The 20008-nt window shown below is 63.2% G+C and carries 23 protein-coding genes; 14 read left to right on the top strand and 9 right to left on the bottom strand.

Annotated elements, in window-relative coordinates; all coding sequences use genetic code 11:
- Positions 1-291: 291 nt before the first annotated feature.
- The 3 genes from FJ414_RS03720 to FJ414_RS03710 all read right to left on the bottom strand — a co-directional run bounded on the left by FJ414_RS03720 (position 292) and on the right by FJ414_RS03710 (position 2111).
- Complete coding sequence (locus tag FJ414_RS03720; protein WP_140641396.1) at positions 292-714, bottom strand: DUF6163 family protein; 423 nt, start codon at positions 712-714, stop codon at positions 292-294.
- Positions 711-1754 carry an enoyl-CoA hydratase/isomerase family protein gene (locus FJ414_RS03715; protein ID WP_140641394.1) on the bottom strand — a complete coding sequence of 348 codons (1044 nt, stop codon included), beginning with the start codon at positions 1752-1754 and terminating at the stop codon, positions 711-713. The genes FJ414_RS03720 and FJ414_RS03715 overlap by 4 nt, the downstream gene beginning before the upstream one ends.
- 111 nt (positions 1755-1865) lie before the next feature.
- The gene (locus tag FJ414_RS03710) at positions 1866-2111 is read right to left on the bottom strand and encodes a hypothetical protein (RefSeq protein WP_140641393.1); all 246 of its coding nucleotides are present in this window, start codon (positions 2109-2111) and stop codon (positions 1866-1868) included.
- Positions 2112-2201: 90 nt separating this feature from the next.
- Here FJ414_RS03710 and FJ414_RS03705 point away from each other — a divergent pair, with 90 nt between their 5' ends.
- From FJ414_RS03705 to FJ414_RS03685, 5 genes are all read left to right on the top strand, one after another.
- Positions 2202-3023, top strand: a complete 822-nt coding sequence (locus FJ414_RS03705) for a DUF2066 domain-containing protein (RefSeq protein ID WP_140641391.1) — start codon at positions 2202-2204, stop codon at positions 3021-3023.
- A gap of 122 nt (positions 3024-3145) precedes the next feature.
- Positions 3146-4177 carry a porphobilinogen synthase gene (gene hemB / locus FJ414_RS03700; RefSeq protein WP_140641389.1) on the top strand — a complete coding sequence of 344 codons (1032 nt, stop codon included), beginning with the start codon at positions 3146-3148 and terminating at the stop codon, positions 4175-4177.
- Between the two features lie 49 nt (positions 4178-4226).
- Positions 4227-4523 carry a nucleotidyltransferase domain-containing protein gene (locus tag FJ414_RS03695; protein ID WP_140641387.1) on the top strand — a complete coding sequence of 99 codons (297 nt, stop codon included), beginning with the start codon at positions 4227-4229 and terminating at the stop codon, positions 4521-4523.
- Positions 4523-4882, top strand: coding sequence for a HepT-like ribonuclease domain-containing protein (locus FJ414_RS03690; RefSeq protein WP_140641385.1), 360 nt, complete (start codon positions 4523-4525; stop codon positions 4880-4882). The genes FJ414_RS03695 and FJ414_RS03690 overlap by 1 nt, the downstream gene beginning before the upstream one ends.
- A 190-nt stretch (positions 4883-5072) precedes the next feature.
- A complete protein-coding gene (locus tag FJ414_RS03685) occupies positions 5073-5720 on the top strand; it encodes a dihydrofolate reductase family protein (protein WP_140641383.1) in 648 nt (215 codons plus the stop codon).
- A gap of 245 nt (positions 5721-5965) precedes the next feature.
- On the opposite strand, the gene ppk2 is transcribed toward FJ414_RS03685, so the two are convergent.
- Positions 5966-6886 carry a polyphosphate kinase 2 gene (gene ppk2, locus FJ414_RS03680; protein WP_140641381.1) on the bottom strand — a complete coding sequence of 307 codons (921 nt, stop codon included), beginning with the start codon at positions 6884-6886 and terminating at the stop codon, positions 5966-5968.
- A gap of 255 nt (positions 6887-7141) precedes the next feature.
- On the opposite strand from ppk2, the gene FJ414_RS03675 reads away from it, so the two are divergent.
- The gene (locus tag FJ414_RS03675) at positions 7142-8185 is read left to right on the top strand and encodes an aldo/keto reductase (protein ID WP_140641379.1); all 1044 of its coding nucleotides are present in this window, start codon (positions 7142-7144) and stop codon (positions 8183-8185) included.
- Between the two features lie 16 nt (positions 8186-8201).
- Here FJ414_RS03675 and FJ414_RS03670 read toward each other — a convergent pair whose 3' ends face one another.
- Entirely contained in the window at positions 8202-9173 is a 972-nt protein-coding gene (locus tag FJ414_RS03670) for a glycosyl transferase family 90 (RefSeq protein WP_140641377.1), read from the bottom strand.
- Positions 9174-9288: 115 nt separating this feature from the next.
- The gene (locus FJ414_RS03665) at positions 9289-9954 is read right to left on the bottom strand and encodes a GntR family transcriptional regulator (protein ID WP_140641591.1); all 666 of its coding nucleotides are present in this window, start codon (positions 9952-9954) and stop codon (positions 9289-9291) included.
- A gap of 130 nt (positions 9955-10084) precedes the next feature.
- Between FJ414_RS03665 and FJ414_RS03660 the strand changes: the two genes are divergently transcribed.
- Both FJ414_RS03660 and FJ414_RS03655 read left to right on the top strand, forming a co-directional pair.
- Positions 10085-11332 carry an MFS transporter gene (locus tag FJ414_RS03660; protein ID WP_140641375.1) on the top strand — a complete coding sequence of 416 codons (1248 nt, stop codon included), beginning with the start codon at positions 10085-10087 and terminating at the stop codon, positions 11330-11332.
- 38 nt (positions 11333-11370) lie between these two features.
- Complete coding sequence (locus FJ414_RS03655; protein WP_140641373.1) at positions 11371-11745, top strand: DUF423 domain-containing protein; 375 nt, start codon at positions 11371-11373, stop codon at positions 11743-11745.
- A 14-nt stretch (positions 11746-11759) separates the two neighbouring features.
- On the opposite strand, the gene FJ414_RS31365 is transcribed toward FJ414_RS03655, so the two are convergent.
- Both FJ414_RS31365 and FJ414_RS31360 read right to left on the bottom strand, forming a co-directional pair.
- Entirely contained in the window at positions 11760-11897 is a 138-nt protein-coding gene (locus tag FJ414_RS31365; protein WP_181181514.1) for a hypothetical protein, read from the bottom strand.
- Positions 11898-11956: 59 nt separating this feature from the next.
- The gene (locus FJ414_RS31360; protein WP_181181513.1) at positions 11957-12100 is read right to left on the bottom strand and encodes a hypothetical protein; all 144 of its coding nucleotides are present in this window, start codon (positions 12098-12100) and stop codon (positions 11957-11959) included.
- A 176-nt stretch (positions 12101-12276) separates the two neighbouring features.
- Between FJ414_RS31360 and FJ414_RS03650 the strand changes: the two genes are divergently transcribed.
- Positions 12277-13356 carry a LacI family DNA-binding transcriptional regulator gene (locus FJ414_RS03650; protein WP_140641371.1) on the top strand — a complete coding sequence of 360 codons (1080 nt, stop codon included), beginning with the start codon at positions 12277-12279 and terminating at the stop codon, positions 13354-13356.
- A gap of 57 nt (positions 13357-13413) precedes the next feature.
- Here the strand turns inward: FJ414_RS03650 and opgC are convergent, their stop codons facing one another.
- Complete coding sequence (gene opgC / locus FJ414_RS03645) at positions 13414-14628, bottom strand: OpgC domain-containing protein (RefSeq protein ID WP_140641369.1); 1215 nt, start codon at positions 14626-14628, stop codon at positions 13414-13416.
- Between the two features lie 192 nt (positions 14629-14820).
- Here opgC and FJ414_RS03640 point away from each other — a divergent pair, with 192 nt between their 5' ends.
- The 5 genes from FJ414_RS03640 to FJ414_RS03620 all read left to right on the top strand — a co-directional run bounded on the left by FJ414_RS03640 (position 14821) and on the right by FJ414_RS03620 (position 20008).
- Complete coding sequence (locus tag FJ414_RS03640; protein WP_140641589.1) at positions 14821-15507, top strand: alpha/beta hydrolase; 687 nt, start codon at positions 14821-14823, stop codon at positions 15505-15507.
- A 107-nt stretch (positions 15508-15614) separates the two neighbouring features.
- Positions 15615-16694, top strand: coding sequence for a toxic anion resistance protein (locus FJ414_RS03635; protein ID WP_140641367.1), 1080 nt, complete (start codon positions 15615-15617; stop codon positions 16692-16694).
- 10 nt (positions 16695-16704) lie between these two features.
- On the top strand, positions 16705-18276 hold the full coding sequence (locus FJ414_RS03630) for a substrate-binding domain-containing protein (protein WP_140641365.1): 1572 nt from the start codon (positions 16705-16707) through the stop codon (positions 18274-18276).
- A gap of 8 nt (positions 18277-18284) precedes the next feature.
- Positions 18285-18902, top strand: coding sequence for a 5-bromo-4-chloroindolyl phosphate hydrolysis family protein (locus FJ414_RS03625; protein ID WP_140641363.1), 618 nt, complete (start codon positions 18285-18287; stop codon positions 18900-18902).
- The gene (locus tag FJ414_RS03620) at positions 18902-20008 is read left to right on the top strand and encodes a hypothetical protein (protein WP_140641361.1); all 1107 of its coding nucleotides are present in this window, start codon (positions 18902-18904) and stop codon (positions 20006-20008) included. The genes FJ414_RS03625 and FJ414_RS03620 overlap by 1 nt, the downstream gene beginning before the upstream one ends.

Below are 20008 nucleotides of genomic sequence, written 5' to 3'. Positions count from 1 at the left end.
CTCGTTTGTCGCCTTGGTGATTTTTTGTTTTTCACCTTGATCGCGACACTATCGAATACTCATAAAATTCGACTTAAACGCCAGGGCTAACAAGAGCTTACCGGTAAGAGGTTTCGGAAGACGCTTAACGATCGGTCACCCGAGCAAGAACAATTAACCTAAAGATTTAGCCAATGGATCTTGGGGTGAAACGGGGCTGAGAAAGCGCCCCGCGGAGGCAGGCCATCGGCCGGCTTTATGGGTGGAGCATGATGTCATCCGAAAACCGCTTCACACTTTTCGGCATCATGCTCATTGGCGAAGTTGGCGCTTCTGCAGCCATATGGTGACGCGAAAGACGATGTAGAGCAAGGCCACGCAGGCATGCGAGACGACGATCAGCAGCCGATGGCCGAAGAGATCGGGGAAGCCGGCATACATCACCGTCTCGGTCGCCGCGCAGATGAACCAGATCACCGGTCCCCACGACGCCAGCATCCAGAGGCCGGCGGCGGCGAAGGGGAAGAAGACGGCGAGCATGGCCGCCGCCACCTGCCAGTGCACAGGCATCAGGTCGAAGCGCCACAGTTCGCCCGGATAGATGCCGATCAGGCGGATCCAATAGAGGATGCCGAACAACAGGCAATAGCCGGCGATCACGCGCTGGAACCAGGCGAAGATCACCTCGGTGGTCGAGGGCTGCAGCACCACGCGCCTGGAGGTGACTTCGCTCACAGGGCGAGTTCCTTATCCCCGAGCGGCGCGAAATAAGCGTCGATCTCGGCCGCATCGACCTCATCCAGCCTCGCCGGCCGCCACTTGGGTGTAGAGCCCTTGTCGATTATGGCGGCGCGGATGCCTTCATAGAAATCGTGGCCGGCAAGCATGCGGTTCAGGATGCGGAACTCCATCCTCATGCATTCGTCCATCGACAGCGTCGAGCCGGCGCTGATCTGGCGCCAGGCGATGTTGAGGCTGGTCGGCGAGCGGGTTTTCAAGATCGCCAGCGTCTTGGCGGCGAAAGCGTCGCCGGCGGCGGCTTGTTCGAGACTGGCGACGATATCGGCCAGCGAGCCTTTTGAGAAATGGCGCGCGATCGAATCCAGGTCCTGCCGCTCCGTCTCGCGTTTTGCCGGCACGAAGAAATCGCGCAGCTCGGCATTCGGATCGTTGCTGGTCGTCAGCTCGTCGAGCAATCCCGCCTGGTCCTCCGCCTTGATCGTGTGCGTGGCAAGCCCCGACCAAAGCGCGTCGCCGTAACGGATGCGATTTCCGGTCAATCCGAGATACATGCCGAATGAGCCGCCGAGATCCGGCAGCAGGTGGCTGGCGCCGACATCCGGGAAGAAGCCGATGCCGACCTCCGGCATGGCGAACTGCGCGTTTTCGGTCAGCACGCGATGCGAGCCGTGGAAGGAGATGCCGACACCACCGCCCATGACGATGCCGTCGATCAGCGCGACATAGGGTTTCTTGAAGCGCGCGATGCGGGCGTTGAGCCGGTACTCGTCGGCGAAGAAGTCGACAGGCGGCTTGCCGGCGCGGCCGGCCTCATAGATGTGCAGGATATCGCCGCCGGCGGAAAACGCCCTGCCCTCGGCCTTGACGACGACGACATTGATGCCGGCGTTCTCTTCCCAGGCATCGAGTGCCTTGCCGAGCGCGTTGACCATGTTGTGCGTGACGGCGTTGAGCGCCTTCGGCCGGGTCAAGGTGACCACACCCGCCTTGCCCAGCCGCTCGAAGCGGATCTCGTCGCCTCCGCCAAAATCCATAATGAGAGAATCCTCCCCCGCGCCTGCGGGAGGAGAAGTGCTAAGCGGCGACCGGGCCAACGTCAATTGTCGAGTGCCACGGATAAGGCAGCGTCTTTCGCCGCAAGCAGGCTACCATACGAATGGGATAAGCGCGTTCACCGCGCCGATGCCGCCCAGGGCTGCGTTGACGGGGGCGAAGTTGACGAAGCCGAACAACGGCAGGCGCGGCAGCAGGAAGGCGGCGATCATGGCAAACATCAAACCGAAGCTCTGCAGCAAATGCAGCTCGGTATCGCGTTTCACGCCGATTGCCTGAACGGTCAGATAAACAATCAGCAGCAGCCAGGCGGCATAGATGAACCAGATCAAGGTCATGCCTTGCTCCTTCGTTTAGCCGGCAATCCGCCTTGGCCACCGCACGCACCCGGTGCTAGAAAATGGGCATCTTGAACCGGACGGCAAGCCATGCCCGGATTTTCCCGCCTCGCGGCTGCAGCGATCGGCCTGAACGCCATCCTACGGATGTCTTGCCCTGCCGAGGCCGCGACTGCGAACGAGCTTTATCAATCTCAGACCATCGTCACCGGCACTGGAGACGTAAACCGGCAGATCGGCTTCAAGGATTGCCTCGACAAGGTGCTGGTCAAGGTCTCGGGCGACCAGCGCCTGTCGCAGAAGCCGGAGATGCTGGCCCTGCGCGACAAAGCGGCCGACTTCGTGCAATCCTTCCGCTATCGCGACCGGCTCGAAGGCATCCCGATCCATGACGAGCAAGGCACGCATGACAGGCCGCATGATCTCACCTGCCTCTATAAGCCGGCCGTCGTCGACAAGCTGTTGGCCCAGCTCGGCAGCAGGCCCTGGCTCGGCGAGCGGCCGCCTATCGCCGTCTTCATGACCGCTGAGCAGGGTTCGCGGCATTTCGTGCTGACGGCGGATGAGGACCACGGCAAGACGATGAGGGAATCCTTCGCCAACGCCACAAGTCCACTGCTGATGCGCATTGCCTTTCCAAAGGCCAGGCAGGTCGGCGGCCTCGACGAAAAGGCGGTCGCGGCGGCCAATATGGCAAAGCTCGACAAACTCGCGAAGAAAGCGGGAGCGGCCCGGGCGCTCGCCGGCAGCATCGTGTGGAGCGACAAGGACCTCGGCTGGATCGCCGACTGGCGGCTGGCCGATCGCGGCAAGACCTATCGCTGGCAGGTCCGCGGCGTCAGCTTCGACGAGGCGTTCCGTGTTGCGATCAGGGGCGCGGCGCAGATCCTGTCGGGGAACGGGCAGCCCTAGGAGGTTCCTCGCCCTCCACAAAGTGGGGGAAGGAACGTGTGCCACGTCCCTGGCACAATCGTGTCGCATTGGTCAGCGGCGGAGACGCGTGATAAAAAGCCGGCGCAAAAGAGAGTTTGACCATGAACAAATTCACCCCCGCAAAGCCTGCCGGCACGCGCAGCGTCGACGAGATCACCGGCAGCCGGCGGCTACGGCGCATGCGCAAGGCCGACTGGTCGCGCCGGCTGGTGCAGGAGAACCAGCTTTCGGTGAACGACCTGATCTGGCCGATCTTCGTCGTCGACGGCAAGAACACGCGCGAGCCGATCGCCGCGATGCCCGACGTCTACCGCCTGTCCATCGACCTCGCGGTGAAGGAGGCCGAGCGCGCCGCCAAGCTCGGCATCCCGGCCATCGCCACCTTCCCCAATGTCGAGCTTGCGCTGCGCGACCAGACGGGATCGCATATCCTCGACCCCGACAATGTCATCAACCGCGCCACGCGCGCCATCAAGGACGCGGTTCCGGAAATCGGCATCATCACCGATGCCGCGCTCGACCCGTTCACCAGCCACGGCCATGACGGCATCCTGCGCGACGGTATCATCGTCAATGACGAGACGGTGGAACAGGTCGCCGCCGCGGCCGTCATCCAGGCGGCGGCGGGCGCCGACATCATCGCGCCGTCGGACATGATGGACGGCCGCATCGGCGCCATCCGCGACGCGCTCGACGCCAACGGTTTCCAGGACGTGGCGATCATGTCCTACGCGACGAAATTCGCCTCGGCCTTCTACGGGCCCTATCGCGAGGCGGTCGGCACCGCCGGCCTGCTCAAGGGCGACAAGAAGACCTACTACATCGACCACGCCAATTCGGACGAAGCGGTGCGCGAGGCCGAGCAGGACCTCGCCGAAGGCGCCGACATGCTGATGGTGAAGCCCGGCCTGCCCTATCTCGACATCATCCGCCGGCTGAAGGACGAGTTCCAGATGCCGACCTTCGCCTATCAGGTGTCGGGCGAATATTCGATGATCAAGGCAGCCGCCGCCAATGGCTGGATCGACGGCGAGAAGGCGATGCTGGAATCGCTGCTTTCGCTGAAGCGGGCGGGCTGCGACGGCGTGCTGACCTATTTTGCGCCGGTGGTGGCGCAGATGCTGAAGGGCTAGGCCTGCCTCGCGATTTTGGAATTCTAACGGGATCCGTTAGAATGGATCTATGAGCAGGAACGATGTGATCGAACGGTTGCAGAAGAACGCAGATGCCATCAGAGGCATGGGCGCGACCTCGCTTTATCTGTTTGGGTCGGCCGCGCGCGGGGACGCACGTTCAGACAGCGATCTTGATCTCTTCATAGACTATGATCCGGCGCGGCGCTTTTCCCTGATCGACCTCGTCGGCATCAAACAATTTCTCGAAGAGAAAATGTCGGCCGAAATCGACATCACCACGCGGGACAGCCTTCATCCGATGTTGAAGGCTGATATCGAACGATCGGCCGTGCGTATATTTTGATGGCTCCGCGTCGGATCAAGCCGATCCTCGCCGAGATCGTGGCGGCTCTGGATGGCATCGATGCTGCTACGACCGGCAAGACATTGGAAGATTTCCGTAGCGATTGGCTGCTCCGCCACGGCGTCGAGCGCGGTATCGAGATTATTTCCGAAGCCACCCGGCACATTCCTGACGATCTAACCGCTCTTGCTCCAGAAATTTCCTGGAAACAGGTTCGTGGCATAGGCAACATCCTGCGTCATGAATATCACAAGACTTCCGAAGCCATCGTCTGGGCTGTCGTGACAGACAATTTGCCGGCGCTACGCGTTGCCATTGAACGCATCCTTGATGCTGCCGGCCCAGAGTTGCCCAGCTAATCGCTTTTCTCGACGAAAAATTGCGACGGCATCCCTTACCCGCTTCGCCCAATATCCCGGGCAGCTACCTTTCCGGCGACGATCCCGACGCTGCCCGACTCGATCGCGCCGGAAAATACCGCTTGCATTTCGCAATCGGCCAAGCTACTCAACAACCGATTGCAATTTACAACTGGTTTAGGAGGCAATCATGTCCAAGCTGCGTGTCAACGGTTTTACCCTGTCGCTCGACGGCTACGGCGCCGGTCCCGATCAGACGCTTGAACATCCGCTCGGTGTCGGTGGCGAGACCCTGCACAAATGGTTGGTCACCACCCGGACGTTCCACCAGATGGTGATTGGCAAGGATGGCGGCGCGACCGGTGTCGACGACGACTTCGCCATCCGCAGTTTCGAGAATGTCGGCGCCTACATTCTCGGCCGCAACATGTTCGGGCCGATCCGCGGCGAATGGCCGGACGACAACTGGAAAGGCTGGTGGGGCGACAACCCCCCCTATCATGTTCCGACTTTCGTGCTGACCCGCTACAAACGCGCGCCAATCGCGATGGAAGGCGGCACGACGTTCTACTTCGTCACCGACGGCATCCACTCGGCGCTCGAACAGGCTAAGGCCGCGGCCGGGAGCAAGGATGTGCGGATCGGCGGCGGTGTTTCGACTTTCCGGCAATATCTCCAGGAACGGCTGATCGACGAGATGCATCTGGCGATTTCGCCGGTGCTGCTCGGCTCGGGCGAGCATCTTTTCGCCGGCCTCGACATGGTGAAGCTCGGCTATCGCTGCACCGAGCAAGTGGCAACGGCGAACGCTTTGCATGTGATGATCGGGCGAGCGTGAGTACAGCTCTTTCTCCCCGTCACTATACGCGGAGAAATACCCGGCAGGGCGATGAGGGGCGGCGCGACCTTTGAGATTAGCGGCAAGCTCGTAATGGCCGCGAATTGGGGCTCAATCGCCGACGCCGGCGCTTCCCCTCATTCGCCCTTCGGGCGTTCGTCGTTCGAAAAGCCAAGCAATTGGCTTTTCGCCCGCTGCGCGGACCACTCCTCACCTCCCCGTGAAACGGGGAGAAGGAAAAGGCCTCAATACTTCTCCGGCACGTAGAGCTCGCGCGGCAGCACCTGGCGCTCGTAGGACGGGTTGAAGACGCGGTCGGGCAGCGAGATGTCCTCGTGCGGAACCTCCTGATACGGCATCTGCTGCAACAGGTGGTCGATGCAGTTCAGCCGCGCCCGTTTCTTGTCGTTGCCCTCGACGATGAACCAGGGCGCTTCCGGAATGTTGGTGCGGGCGAAGGTCTCTTCCTTGGCCTTGGTGTACTGCTCCCAGCGCACCCGCGACTGCAGGTCCATGGGCGAAAGCTTCCACTGCTTCATCGGATCGTGGATGCGCATCAGGAAGCGCATCTGCTGTTCCTCGTCCGTGATCGAGAACCAGTACTTGACGAGCGTGATGCCGGAACGGACCAGCATACGCTCGAATTCCGGCACGTCGTTGAAGAACTCCTCGACTTGGTCCCCATTGGCAAAGCCCATCACCCGCTCGACGCCGGAGCGGTTGTACCAGGAGCGGTCGAACAGCACGATCTCGCCGCCCGCAGGGAGATGCGGCACGTAGCGCTGGAAATACCATTGCGATTTCTCGCGCTCGGTCGGGGCCGGCAGCGCCACGACGCGGGCGATGCGCGGGTTGAGCCGCTGCGTGATGCGCTTGATGACGCCGCCCTTGCCGGCGGAATCGCGGCCTTCGAAGACCACCACCAGCTTCTTCTTGTGGTAGGCGACCCAGGACTGCAGCTTGATCAATTCCGACTGCAGCCTGAGCAGCTCGCGGAAATAGGTCATGCGCTCCATGGAGGGCGGATGCGACTTCTTGTAGATCTTGGCGATCTCGAGCGAGAGCGCCGGCTCGGAAAGCTCCAGCTCATAGTCCTCGTCGAGCGTATCCTCGAGTTCGGCTTCCAGCCAGTCCTTCGCCCCGGAATTCGGTTTCACTTCATTCATCGCGCAGCTCCGTCTGCCTGTCGGCCATCATCGCTTCGGAATCCGCTCCGGCTCCGGGTGGACACTCCGTAAGTCGACTGAGATACAGAGGCGCAATGACGGTTTTATTGCAATCGCCCGACAGCAGGCCTCGAAGATATGTGATCGGTCCGTATCGATAGCGGGGCGACAAGCGGCGGGAATTGTCCTACAAATCCCCTCGCCTCTTCCCGGCGCTCGCCACGGCGCCTCTTCAAACAAATTGCGAGGACTGACATGGAATACCGCACGCTGGGCCGATCGGGCTTGAAAGTTTCGACATTGACGCTTGGCACCATGACCTTCGGCGGCGCCGGTCCGTTCGCCGCCGTCGGCAATTCGGATCTTTCGGAAGCCAAACGCATCATCGACACCTGCATCGATGCCGGCATCAACCTCATCGACACCGCCAATGTCTATTCCAACGGATTGTCGGAAGAGATCATCGGCGAGGCGCTTGGCGGCAAGCGCAAGAACGACGTGCTGATCGCCTCGAAGGCGCGCATGCGCATCGGCACCGGCCCCAATGACGAAGGCCTGTCGCGCCACCATCTGATCCGCGAATGCGAGAAGAGCCTGAAGCGGCTCAGGACCGATGTCATCGACATCTATTTCGTCCACCAGTGGGACGGGCTCACGCCGCTGGAGGAGACGATCGCGGCGCTCGACACCTTGGTCAACCAGGGCAAGATCCGCTATATCGGCTGCTCCAATTATTCGGGCTGGCAGGTGATGAAGGCTCTTGCCGTCAGCGACAGCCGCCATCAGGCCCGTTTCGTCACCCAGCAGATCCACTACACGCTGGAAGCGCGCGAGGCCGAATATGAATTGCTGCCGATCTCGGTCGACCAAGGCCTGGGCGTGCTGGTCTGGAGCCCGCTGGCGGGCGGCCTGCTCTCCGGCAAATACCATCGCGACAGCCCGACCGCGCGCCAGGTCGGCGGCTGGAAGGAACCGCCGATCCGCGACGAGGACCGCCTGTGGCGCATCGTCGACGTGCTCAACGAGATCGGCAAGGCACGCGGCGTCTCAGGGGCGCAGGTCGCGCTTGCCTGGCTGCTTGGCCGCCCGGCCGTGAGTTCGCTGGTGATCGGCGCCCGCAACGAGGCGCAACTCAAGGACAATCTCGCCGCGGCCAGCCTTTCGCTCACCGAGGAGGAGCGGCAGCGCCTCGACGTCGTCAGCCGGCCGCCGGTGCTTTATCCCTACTGGCACCAGCAGTTCACCGCCAGGGACCGTTTCGGGCCGGCCGATAAGGTGTTCGACCGCTCTCACGCTTAGGGCTGCGGCTGGACGTTCAGCCGGCGATGAAGCGCCAGACTTCCGCGTCGGGCTTTATCTGCCCGCTCAGCACGAAATATTTATAGAGGACGAGCAGCGAGATCGCCTGCTCGTCCTGCTCATTGCCGAATTTGCGGCAATAGGCGTTGGCGGCGGCGGTTATCCGCCCCGCCTCGGCGGGGTGTTTTTCGAAATAGGCCACCTTGTCGACCAGATCGGAAAAATCCTGCCGCAGCGGCACGTAGTGGACATTGGGCTCGACCTGGGCTTCCGCGAACCAGGTTTCGTAGGTCGGCTCCGGCATCAGGCAGAGCGAATTGGAGCTCATGATCCATTTCAGGTTTGTCGCGACATCATTGCCTTCGAGCGAGACGATGTAGCGATACTGTCGCTGCTGCTCGATGTTCAGGAACGGCTTGCGGTATCCGTCCGGCGCGTCGGGCTTGTGGGAACCCGCGTCGCAAAACGGCAGGTCAGCGGCCTTTTCGACGAAGCGGGTGCGAAGCGGATTATTGAGATGCCCCCGCCAGACCACCATCGGCCGCTTGTCGGCGAAAGACACCTTGTCGGGCGGCATGTAGAAGTGGCGGAACTTGTTCAACTTCATCAGCACGCCGTTGGCGTTGTCGTCGCCAATGGGGCGGTCCTTGACGATCCTCGGCACCTCCGGAATGCCGACGACATCGCCATATTCGAAATCGATCAGCAGGCCAGGATCGAAATAGCGGGCGAATTCCTTGAGATCGTAATAATACATGCTGGACGCGGACGGCAGCTTGCCGACGGCCACGGCGTCGGGGCTTGGCCCGAACGGGTGTTCCAGCTTGTTGTAGTAATTCAGTCGCTCGCGAACCGTCTTGCCCGAGAGCCTCGCCTGCTCGAGCCGGCTGGCCAGGCGGTCGCGGAACAGGGATTGCGGTGCGCGGTCACGCGCGAAATTGCGCGCGTAATAGAACAGCTTTGCGGCGGTTCGTGAGAGTGTGGCCATGCGTCCGCGAATTCAGCAAGATGGTCAACGGTAGTCTGCCTTCATCCCCCTCGTCTCCTACAGCATTCTCCCGGCCATGTTGCAAGCCTGCTAATGCGAATGGCCACACGACATCTTACGCCGCGACCACGGCGAATCCTCTGGCGCGCAGGCCGCGCCGATCGTCATGCAAGGAGCTGACAAGCCGATCGCGGCTGCCGGCGATGTGAGCGGAGAGCAGACCCGCCGCTTCGTCCGCGTGGCCGGCCTTGACGGCGGCAAGGATGGCATGATGTTCGGCCCAGGCACGACCGAGCGCCTTTTCATCGCGTACCTCCAGCCAGCGCGCCCGCGACAGCCTAGTCATCGCGTCGCGAACGGCCCTGAGCAGAAACTCGTTGCCGGAAAGCCTGGCCAGCTCAATGTGGAAATCCATGCCGACGCGGTGCCATTCCTCGCGCGGCGTCTCGGCATCGCAGGACTCGAGCATCGCCGCGATCACCTCGGTGCCGCCACGGTCTTCGAGCGCCGCCGTCAGGCGAACCGCGGCGACCTCAACCGCCTCGCGGTAGACGGCGATCTGCCCGAGCTCCGCCAGGTTGATCGGCGCCACCGTCCAGCCGCGGCCGTCGCGGCCGATCAGCCCTTCGGTTTCCAGGCGCAGCAGTGCCGCCCGCACCGGCGTTCGCGAAGCGCCAAACCGGCTCTCGATCCAACGCTCGGTCAAACGTTCGCCCGGGCCGATCTCCAGGCCGAGGATCATTTCGCGAAGCTGTCTTTCGACATTTTGCATCTGCGACATTGTCGTCTCGCTTTCCAAAGCCGCATCGACAGCGCCCGCATTGACAGCGGTGAGTGTCAGGTCCATGACGAATACCGGCTTGGTATCCCAAATCGGTATCCATAACAACCCCAGCATCGGCACGCATGACATGACGCCTAACGAATCCGAACAGAGCGACTTCAACATCCATTGGCGACGCAACCTCGCCGTCTGCTTCGCCGGCTCGTTCAGCACGCTTATCGCCATGACGCTGCTGCTGCCGTTCCTGCCGCTTTACGTCGAGCAGCTCGGCGCCGAAGGCCACGCGGCGATCGTGCAGTGGTCGGGCATCGCCTATGGCGCGACCTTCTTCGCGGCCGCGCTGGTCGCGCCCTTGTGGGGACGGCTGGGCGACCGCTACGGCCGCAAGCTGATGCTGGTGCGCGCTTCGTTCGGCATGGCGATCTGCATGTCGCTGACCGGGATGGTTGAGAGTGTGTGGCAACTGGTGCTGCTTCGGCTGCTGATCGGTTTTGCCGGCGGTTATTCGTCGGGCTCCACGATCCTAGTCGCGATGCAGACGCCGAAGGAGCGCTCGGGCTGGGCGCTGGGTGTGCTCGCGGCAGGTATCACCGCCGGTTCGCTGGTCGGTCCGCTGCTCGGCGGCTTGCTGCCGCCGCTGATCGGCATCCGCGCGACCTTCCTGCTTTCCGGCGCCGTCATCTTCCTGGCGTTCCTGGCGACGACTTTCCTGATCAAGGAGAATCCGCCGGCGCCCAAGCGCGCCTCGACGGCGAAGCCGAAAAGCGGCTGGTCGCAGATCCCCGACAAGCGGCCGATCGTCGCCATGCTGACCACCGGCATGCTGCTCGCCTTCGCCACCATGTCGATCGAGCCGATCATCACCGTCTATGTGCAGCAGCTCGTCGAAGACCAGAGCAAGGTGACCATGGTCGCTGGCGTCGTCATGTCGGCGGCGGCGCTCGGCACCATCCTGTCCTCATCCTGGTTGGGAAAACTCGCAGATCGCGTCGGCCACTGGAACGTCGTGGTCGGCGCGCTTGCCGTCTCGGCCTTGCTGCTCATTCCGCAGGCCTTCGTCACCAATGGCTGGCAGTTGATCGGCCTGCGCTTCCTGATGGGCCTGGCGCTGGGCGGCCTGTTGCCCTGCATCACAAGCGTCATCCGCCACAACATCCCCGACGGGATCGGCGGCAATGTGCTTGGACTGGCGATCTCGGCGCAATATGTCGGCCAGGTCGCGGGACCGCTGTCGGGCGGTTTCGTCGGTGGGCATTTCGGCATGCGCTCGGTGTTTTTGGGCACATCGGTGCTGATGGCGCTGGGTGCCGCCTACAACTGGATTGTCCAGTCGCGCCGCGCAAGGCATATGCTGCTTGAAGCCGGCGAGTCCTGACCGGCGTATCCGCCCAGCCGCAGCATGGAGCATCCGGGATGAGCCTTACCGGGCAAGCATCAGACGGCAGGAGCCGCGTCCTCGTGCTGGCAGCCGGCCTCGTCGGCGCGGCCGGCGTGGCGCTGTCGGCGGCGGCCGCGCATCGCGGCGGCGCCTTCACCGGCACCGCAGCCAATTTCCTGCTGATGCATGCGCCCATGTTCCTTGCCATCGGCCTTGCCGGCGGCAACCGCTGCCTCAGGATCGCCAGCCTCGTCCTGCTCGCGGGCCTGCTTCTGTTCTGCGGCGATCTGCTCGCCCGCGACTTTCTCGGCTCGCGGCTGTTCCCGATGTCGGCGCCCATCGGCGGCACCCTTCTGATCGCCGGCTGGGTGGCGATCGCCGTCTCGGCGCTCTGGCGCCCTCGCCCTTAGGCTATTTTCAACGGCTATTTTCGGCCGATCCGCCGCTTGTGCTCGCGTGCAGGCAACTCGCCGACGCGGCGCCGTTCAGGCTGCTCGGTTCCGGGCGTGATGCCCCAATAGTTGCGATAGATATCCTGAAACAGATGACCAATCGGATGCATGACCATTTCTCCTTAGGATTGAACCGATCCAATCTATCGGCGTTGAAAATCACCGCGGCTCAGCCGCGCTTGCTCTCCACGAGAAAGCGCGGGGCGCGCCTCCATGGACTCGACCTGCCGCGCCGCTTCTCGCTGACGATGACCGAGGCGATGCCCCAATCGTTGCGGTAGATATCCTCGAACAAATAGCTCACCGGATGCATGGCACCCCTCCTGTCGAAATCCGCTCCACCATGAAGCGGAAATTTGGATCGATTCAAATCATAGGCCTTATTTGCCCGACGTCAACTGAAATTGAATCGATCCAACAAAAATGTTAGATGACCGGCGACAATTCAGCGGTCATGTTCGTCACGTTGACCGGATTCGGAGGAACGAGATGGCATCACTCCTCGAAGGCCAGGCAAGACCGATCAGGTTGGCCGACATCGCCAAGGCCGCCGGCGTCTCGCATGGCACGGCCTCGAATGTTTTCAGCCGCCCCGAGATCGTGCGCGCCGAAGTGCGGGAACGGGTGAAGGCGGTCGCGGAGCAGATGGGCTATGCCGGCCCGGACCCGAAAGGCCGCCTGCTGCGCGCCGGCAAGGTCAACGCCATCGGCGTCGCCACCACGGAGCCCCTCTCCTACTTCTTCGACGATCCCTTCGCCCGCGTCATGATGGCCGGCATTTCCGAAGCCTGCGACGCCACCGGCGCGGGCATCGCGCTGGTTTCGGCCGCCAACCAGGAAAAACTCGCCTGGAACATCCAGAGCGCGCTTGTCGACGGTTTTGTGCTGTTCTGCATCGAAGGCGGCTCGCGCCTTGTCGATCTGACGCGCGAACGCAGGCTGCCCTTCGTTGCGCTGGAGCTCGGCTTCCAGGACGAGACCGTGTCGGCCATCGGAGTCGACAATGTCGCAGGCGCAAAGCTTGCCGCCCGCCATCTCGCCGAGCTTGGCCATCGCCGCTTCGCCGTCCTGTCGCTCGGCTTTGCCGACAATCGCACCGGCTTCGCGACGCCAGAAGCGGTGCGCAGCGCGGTCTACACCGGAACGCGCGATCGCCTTGCCGGCTACTTCGAGGAGCTTTCCCGCTTCGGCATCGATACGGCGAAGATCCCGGTCTATGAGACCGAGAACGAAGAAAAAAGCACCAGGGCCGGCCTCGAGGCGATCTTTGCCAAGGGGGAGCCGCCGACCGCCATCCTGGCTATGTCGGATCGCATGGCCCTGATCGCCATCGACTGGCTGAGGGCACGCGGTCTCAATGTTCCCGGCGATGTCTCCATTGTCGGCTTTGACGGCGTGCCGGACGGCGCGCTGGCCACGCCGCCGCTGACGACAATCGCCCAGCCGATCATCGAGATCGGCCGTCGCGCCGCGCGCATGATCCTCGACCATGACGGCGCGGTACGGCGCGAGACGATGGGCGTCGAGTTCGTCGTCAGAGGCTCGACCGGTCCGGCACCGAAAGCCTGAGCGGGCTCAGGTAATTCCGCGCGGATAGAACCACCCGGCACTTTCCTTGCGCTGCGGTCAGTAGCCGCCCGCCCTCGCCGGCAGCGGCTGCACGCCGAACGTCGCACGCGCAGGCTCCTCGCGCACCGGCTTGGCGCGGGAGGGGCCGAGGCTCGCAAGCCATTCGAGGTAGAGTGCAAGCGCGAGTTGCATGGCGATGCCTGCAGCGATCAGAAGCGTGTCGTAGGCCGGGCCGCCCGGATTGATCAGCTTCAGCACCTGCGCCGCCATGGCAAGCAGCGTGCCGGCGATGAACACTGGCAGCGAGCGCTTGCCCAGGATCGCCAGCGGATTGTCGGGCCGGACGCGGAAGAGGTTCGAGACAGCCGGCAGCGCCACGATCAGATAGCTGACCGACAGGATATGCAGCAGCCGAGGCAGCGACAGGAAGGTCTTATCGAAGCCGCCGATCACCACCGGCAGGTCGAACCAGGTGATCTGCCCCCAGAGCGTGCTGTGCACCCAGATCGCCGCTCCGATCACATAGATGCCGGCGGCACCAAGCAGCCACGGATTGACCGGGATCCGCCCGCCGCGCTTCACATGCAGCATGGCGGCAAGGCCGATGTTGAACAGGAACTGCCAGGACAGCGGGTTGAGGAACCAAAGGCCTGGCTCCGGATAGTTCGGCGGCGCGATCTGCCAGATGCCGGCGACGAACCACAGCAGGCCGGACGCGATCAGCGCCGGCACGGGCCGATAGCTGACGAACAGCACGAAAGCAGGCGCCGCCAGAAGCAGCGCCGCATAGACGGGCAGGATGTTGTTATAGCCGAGTTGGTGGCCGAGCGTGACGATGCCGAGCAGCACCTGCGGCGTGTTGCGCATCAAGGGTTCGATGTTGATCATCGTCAGGATTTCCGGCCGGTGCGCGAACAGCGCGGCGGCGCAAAACAGCGCGATCACCACCATCGTGATGACGATGTGGGAGATGTAGAGCACGCCAGCGCGCCGCCACATCTTCAAGGTCGCGAGCAATCGGCCGCCCGGCTTGAACTTCGTGCCATAGGCCAGCGCCACCGAGATGCCGGAAATCAGCACGAAGGCCTCCGCCGCATCGGAAAACCCGAAATTCTTATAGGTCCAATTCTCGAAGACCGTGCCAGGCACATGGTCGACGAAAATGGTGAGCAGCGCGAGTGCGCGCAGCACGTCGATCCGCGTATCGCGCTCGACGATACGCTTGTCGCGATCGTTACGCTTGTCGCGATCGTTGGAAACAGGGGTGGTCATCGACAAAAGGCCTCAAAGCTGGTTGTTCATAGCCAGCAATGCGACCCCCGGGGCGCACCGCTTCGATTCCTCCCAGGGGGAGTGTATCGGCGGAAAAACGGCCTGAATTGCGCCTGGTTCAATCAACTTTCGCGGAGCGCGAAAATATTCCGTTTTGAAGCCGGCAAATCAACGAATCTCTCATGGAATCAAATGGATGTGAGCGTGTTCGAATATAGCGACGAAAACAGCATCCTGCGCGAGGATCTGACATTTCCCTACCGTCTGCTGAAGCCGGCAAACGCCAGCGGCGACTGCCTCTTCGTGCTGCACGGGTCAGGCGTGGACGAGACGACGATGCTGCCGCTGGCGATGCAGATCGCGCCGCGTTCGGTGATCGTCGCGGCGCGCGGCCGCATTCGGCAGGAGGACGGATTTCGCTGGTTCGAGCGAATCACGCCAACCAGTTTCGAGCAAACCTCCATCCGTGCCGAGACGGCCGCCTATGCCCAGTTCGTGACGGAAGCCGCGCAGCAACATGGGCTCGACCTGCAACGCGCGACCTTCCTTGGCTATTCGAACGGCGCCAATGTCGTCTCCAGCCTGATGCTGCTCCATCCCGGCATTGTCAGGCAGGCGGCACTCTTGCGGGCAATGCCGGTGCTCGACAATCCTCCAACGTCAGATCTTAGCGGCACACGGGTGCTGGTCGTCGCCGGCGCCGCCGACCAGACCTACGGTCTGTTCGCTCCTGCCCTGGTCACGCTGTTCAGCGAGCGCCGCGCCGAGGTCGACGCGCGCATCGTCGCCTCGGGCCATGAATTCGGCGATGCGGACGCCGCGATCGTGCGACAATGGCTGGCGGCGCCGGCTGCAGAAGCGAGGGGTCCCTCCGCATAGGCGCGGAAATGTAATCTATTTCACGGCCCAAGCGCCACGCCCGGCCATTGTCATATGTCTGTCACACACTGTCTATCGAGATACTGTTCACCGAGGGGGAGGTCTCAATGGCCGACGAGAACAGCATCACTCTGCTCGACGACACTTCGAAGTTGCCCGCCATTGCCGCCAGCCCGGGCGAGGTCGCCAGGATCGAAGGCGGCATCGATATTCGCGACCGAGCGGCGATTTCGGTCTTCGGCGACCGCGCCCAGCAAGCGGTCAGCGACTATGCCGACAAGATCCTGTCGCAGATCCGCAACCGCGATCTCGGCGACACCGGCACATTGCTTACCGACATCATCATGAAGGCCAGGAACCTGGACCCTGCTTCGCTAAAGGAAGAAGGGTTCTTGAGCAATTTGTTTTCCTCGTTCAAGGCGCGGCTCGAGCGCTTCAAGGAAAAGTACGAGGATGTCGCCGGTCAGATCGACCGTATCGGCCTTGAGCTCGACCGTCATAAGGACACGCTCAGGCGCGACATCGCCGTGCTCGACGACCTGCACGAGCAGACCAAGGACTCCATCCTCAACCTCGACGCCTATGTGCAGGCCGGCAAGAAATTCGTCGATGAATACCGCGCCGACGAGCTGCCGAAGCTGAAGGCCGCGGCGGAGGCGAAGAGCGCCGACACCGCCGGCTCCCTGGAGGCGCAAACCTACCAGGACGCCGTGCAGGCGCTCGACCGGCTGGAAAAGCGCATCTTCTACCTGGTGCAGGCGCGCCAGCTCGGCATCCAGCAATTGCCACAGATCCGCATTGTGCAGTCGGGCGACGAGACGCTGATCGAGAACCTGCAGGCCACCTCGGTGCTGACCGTGCCGGCTTGGAAACAGAAGATGGTCATCCTGCTTGGGTTGACCAACCAGAAGTCGGCGCTGGAGCTGCAAAAGACGGTAACGGACGCCACCAACGAGATGATCCGCCAGACATCGAAGATGATGAAGGATCAGGCCATCTCCATCGAGGAGCAGGCGCAGCGCGGCATCGTCGATGTCGAGACGCTGGCGCAGGCCAACCGCGATCTGATCGACACGGTGCAAGGTGTGCTCAAGGTCCAGGAGCAAGGCCGGCAAAAGCGGGCCGACGCCGAAAAGCAGATGGACCAGATGACCGCCGACCTCAAGAAAGCGCTCACCCAGGGCTGACGGGGCCTCGATGCCAATGAAGCTTTCGTCCGTTCTGGCGTTGGCGGCCGCGCTGCTGCTGGCGGCCTGCAATTCGGGCAACGTCAAATTCTCGATCGTCTCCGGTTCCGAGAACACGGTGCTGGAACCGATCGTGCAGGAGTTCTGCGCCAAGCAGGGCGCGACCTGCACCATCTCCTACCAAGGCTCGCTCGATATCGGTCTCGGCCTGCAGAAGGCCAGCGGGCTCGATCAGGACGCGGTCTGGCCGGCGTCGAGCGTCTGGGTCGACCTGTTCGATACCGGCCGCAAGGTACGCAACCTCACCTCGATCGCGCAGATGCCGGTCATCCTCGGCGTGCGCAAATCCAAGGCCGCCGAACTCGGCTGGATCGGCAGGCAAGTCTACATGAAGGACATCCTTGCCGCGGTGAAGGACGGCAAGCTCAAATTCCTGATGACCTCGGCCACGCAGTCCAACTCCGGCGCCAGCGCCTATCTGGCGATGCTCTCCAGCGCGCTCGGCGGCAAGGAAGTGATCCAGCCCGGCGACCTCGACAACCTCTCCGTGCACGACACGGTCGGCGCCCTGCTGCAGGGCGTCGAGCGCTCTTCCGGGTCTTCAGGCTGGCTGGCCGACCTCTATGTCGATTCCGCGCGCAAGGGCACGCTCTATGACGCGATGTGGAATTACGAGGCGACGCTGAAAGAGACCAACGACAGGCTGAAGCAAATGGGCGACGAGCCGCTCTACGCGGTCTATCCGGCCGATGGCGTCGCGGTCGGCGATTCCCCGCTCGGCTTCATCGATCACGGGCGCGGCGCCGATGTCGAAAAGTTCTTCGCCGACCTGCTCGCCTATCTGCAGTCGGACACGGTGCGCAAGCGCATCGCCGACACTGGCCGGCGACTGCCGCTCGGCGGCGCCGCGGTCCAGGCGATGACCGAGTCCGACTGGAATTTCGATCCGGGCAAGCTGGTGACGTCGATCCGCATGCCGGAACCCGCGGTGATCCGCAAGGCGCTTGACCTCTACCAGCAGGCGCTGCGCAAACCGTCATTGACGGCGCTCTGCTTCGACTTCTCGGGTTCGATGGAGAACGAGGGCGAAACGCAGTTGCAGCAGGCCGCGCAGTTCCTGTTCACGCCGGAAAAGTCGAGCGAAGTGCTGGTGCAATGGACGCCGTCCGACCACATTTTCGTGCTGCCTTTCGACAGCAAAGTGCGCGACATTTTCGACGCGACCGGTGATCCTGCGGGCCAGAACCAGCTGCTTGGCGACGTGGCGCAGCAGCGCGCCGGCGGCGGTACCGACATGTATGCCTGCGCCTCGCAGGCGCTGCAGAAGATCCTGACGACGCCCGACCTGCCGAAATACCTGCCGGCCATCGTCATCATGACGGACGGCCGCACCGACGGCAGCGCCGAGCCGTTCTTGGCTGAGTGGCGCCAGGCGCCGCTGCGGGTGCCGGTGTTCGGGATCACCTTCGGCGATGCCGACAAGAGCCAGCTCGACAGTCTCGCCAAGGCGACCTCGGCGCGTGTCTTCGACGGCGGCGGCGACCTTGCGGGTGCCTTCCGCGCGGCGCGCGGCTACAACTAAGGCCAACCATGCGCGGCTTGTTCGGCAATGACTGGAACTGGATCGCGGCGGGGCTGGTGTCGGCCGCGCTGCTGATTGGTCTCGGCACACTCACCCACTTCCCCTTCCTGGTCTCGGCGGTGATCTCGGTTCTGGTCTTTGCCGGATTGATCTTCGTGCTGGCGCCACGCCAGCTTTTCGAAGGGCTCGACCTGCGCTCGATCGGCGGCGGCCAGGTGGCGTTCGCGCGCGAATTGCTGGCGCAGGCGCAGCCGGCGGCCGACCGGCTGGCGGCCGCGGCCGGCTCTATCGCCGACAAGGACATAAAAGCCAAGGTGAAGAACCTTTCCGATATCGCCGCCGACGTCATCTCCAAGGTCGAGGCGAAACCGGCAAGCGCTGCTTCCGTGCGGCGCTTCCTGACCTATTACGTGCCGCAGGCGGCGGAAGTCGCGGAAGGCTATGCCACGCTTGCCGATCGCCGCGCGCCAAGCCAGCAGCGGCTTGCCACTGTCGGCGCGGTGATCACCAAGCTGCAGGACGCCTTCGTCCACTATGCCGACAGCCAGGCGGACTCCGAGCTTGGCACGCTCGACGTTGACCTTCGACTCATCCAGGAGTCGCTGAAAGAGGATATCGGTCGCTGATGGCCCTTTCTCGCCGCGCTTTCGGACTGGGACTGCTTGCCGCCGCCGCGGCCGGAACGGGCGGCTATCTGACGCTCAAGGACCGGCCGGAGTTTCGCGGTTATCTCGGCAACCGCGCGCATCTGTTCGGCTTCGTCGGCGGCGAGAAGCAGGCTTTCCTGGCCGACCCCGATGTGATCGGCGCGCTTGGCGGCTACGGGCTGGAGCTCGACGCGCGTGTCGCCGGTTCGGTCGAGATGGTGCGCGAGCCGGCGCTCTTGACGCAGAAGCCGCAATTCCTGTGGCCATCCTCGTCGATCATGGTCGATCTCGCGCGTAAGAGCGGCGTCTCGATCCGCAACGACCAGGTGGTGCTCAATTCGCCGATCGTCGTCTACACCTGGGGCCCGGTGGTCGAAGGCCTGAAGAAGAGCGGCTTGGTCACCGTCGCCGCCAAGGGCGGCTACAACCAGCTCGACCTCAAGGCGCTGCTCGACGCCATCCTGGCCGGCAAGAATTGGTCGGATCTCGGCATTTCCGAACTCTATGGCCGCGCACGCATCGTCTCCACCGATCCCAACCGCTCCAATTCCGGCTTCATGTTCGCAGGGCTCGTGCTCAGCCTGATGAGCGGCGACGTGGCGACGCAGGAACTGCTTGCCCGGCATGGCGAGGAGGCGAAGTCGATCTTCCGCAGCATGGGCCTGAAATCGTCCTCGTCGGGCAAGCTGTTCGACCAGTATATCGCCGGCGGGCTTGGCGCCGAGCCGATGGTGGTGGGCTACGAAAACCAGCTCGTGGAATGGGCGCTTGCCGATCCGGGGCGCTGGCAGCGCGTGCAGGCCGGCGCCGGCGCCAAGCCGGAGATCCTCTATCCGCGCCCCACCGTCTATTCGGCGCATCCGCTGATCGTCATCGATCCGGCGGTCGATCCGCTGCTCGAAGCGCTGACCAGCCCGAAGCTGCAGCAACTCGCCTGGTCGAAGCACGGGTTTCGCGGGCCGCTCGGTACCGTGGCGGGCGATGCAGACGCCATCGCCGGCGTGCGGCCGGCCGAGATCGAGGCGGTGCTGCCGATGCCTTCGGCCGACGTCATGCTTTCGCTGCTGTCGCAGATGGAAGGCTGA

It is taken from the genome of Mesorhizobium sp. B3-1-6, from assembly GCF_006439555.1.
In the GTDB taxonomy this organism is placed as follows: Bacteria; Pseudomonadota; Alphaproteobacteria; order Rhizobiales; family Rhizobiaceae; genus Mesorhizobium.
The sequence above is the reverse complement of the archived record's forward strand: the minus strand, read 5'-3'. Positions and strand labels throughout refer to the sequence as shown.

Coding starts and splice junctions, on each gene's coding strand:
- FJ414_RS03635 (WP_140641367.1), top strand. CDS start 15,615: ATGGCCGACGAGAACAGCATCACTCTGCTCGACGACACTTCGAAGTTG.
- FJ414_RS03655 (WP_140641373.1), top strand. CDS start 11,371: ATGAGCCTTACCGGGCAAGCATCAGACGGCAGGAGCCGCGTCCTCGTG.
- FJ414_RS03650 (WP_140641371.1), top strand. CDS start 12,277: ATGGCATCACTCCTCGAAGGCCAGGCAAGACCGATCAGGTTGGCCGAC.
- FJ414_RS03620 (WP_140641361.1), top strand. CDS start 18,902: ATGGCCCTTTCTCGCCGCGCTTTCGGACTGGGACTGCTTGCCGCCGCC.
- FJ414_RS03675 (WP_140641379.1), top strand. CDS start 7,142: ATGGAATACCGCACGCTGGGCCGATCGGGCTTGAAAGTTTCGACATTG.
- FJ414_RS31360 (WP_181181513.1), bottom strand. CDS start 12,100: ATGCATCCGGTGAGCTATTTGTTCGAGGATATCTACCGCAACGATTGG.
- FJ414_RS03690 (WP_140641385.1), top strand. CDS start 4,523: ATGGCTCCGCGTCGGATCAAGCCGATCCTCGCCGAGATCGTGGCGGCT.
- FJ414_RS03670 (WP_140641377.1), bottom strand. CDS start 9,173: ATGGCCACACTCTCACGAACCGCCGCAAAGCTGTTCTATTACGCGCGC.
- FJ414_RS03685 (WP_140641383.1), top strand. CDS start 5,073: ATGTCCAAGCTGCGTGTCAACGGTTTTACCCTGTCGCTCGACGGCTAC.
- opgC (WP_140641369.1), bottom strand. CDS start 14,628: ATGACCACCCCTGTTTCCAACGATCGCGACAAGCGTAACGATCGCGAC.
- FJ414_RS03705 (WP_140641391.1), top strand. CDS start 2,202: ATGCCCGGATTTTCCCGCCTCGCGGCTGCAGCGATCGGCCTGAACGCC.
- hemB (WP_140641389.1), top strand. CDS start 3,146: ATGAACAAATTCACCCCCGCAAAGCCTGCCGGCACGCGCAGCGTCGAC.
- FJ414_RS03710 (WP_140641393.1), bottom strand. CDS start 2,111: ATGACCTTGATCTGGTTCATCTATGCCGCCTGGCTGCTGCTGATTGTT.
- ppk2 (WP_140641381.1), bottom strand. CDS start 6,886: ATGAATGAAGTGAAACCGAATTCCGGGGCGAAGGACTGGCTGGAAGCC.
- FJ414_RS03640 (WP_140641589.1), top strand. CDS start 14,821: ATGGATGTGAGCGTGTTCGAATATAGCGACGAAAACAGCATCCTGCGC.
- FJ414_RS03630 (WP_140641365.1), top strand. CDS start 16,705: ATGCCAATGAAGCTTTCGTCCGTTCTGGCGTTGGCGGCCGCGCTGCTG.
- FJ414_RS03665 (WP_140641591.1), bottom strand. CDS start 9,954: ATGTCGCAGATGCAAAATGTCGAAAGACAGCTTCGCGAAATGATCCTC.
- FJ414_RS03660 (WP_140641375.1), top strand. CDS start 10,085: ATGACGCCTAACGAATCCGAACAGAGCGACTTCAACATCCATTGGCGA.
- FJ414_RS31365 (WP_181181514.1), bottom strand. CDS start 11,897: ATGCATCCGATTGGTCATCTGTTTCAGGATATCTATCGCAACTATTGG.
- FJ414_RS03695 (WP_140641387.1), top strand. CDS start 4,227: ATGAGCAGGAACGATGTGATCGAACGGTTGCAGAAGAACGCAGATGCC.
- FJ414_RS03715 (WP_140641394.1), bottom strand. CDS start 1,754: ATGGATTTTGGCGGAGGCGACGAGATCCGCTTCGAGCGGCTGGGCAAG.
- FJ414_RS03625 (WP_140641363.1), top strand. CDS start 18,285: ATGCGCGGCTTGTTCGGCAATGACTGGAACTGGATCGCGGCGGGGCTG.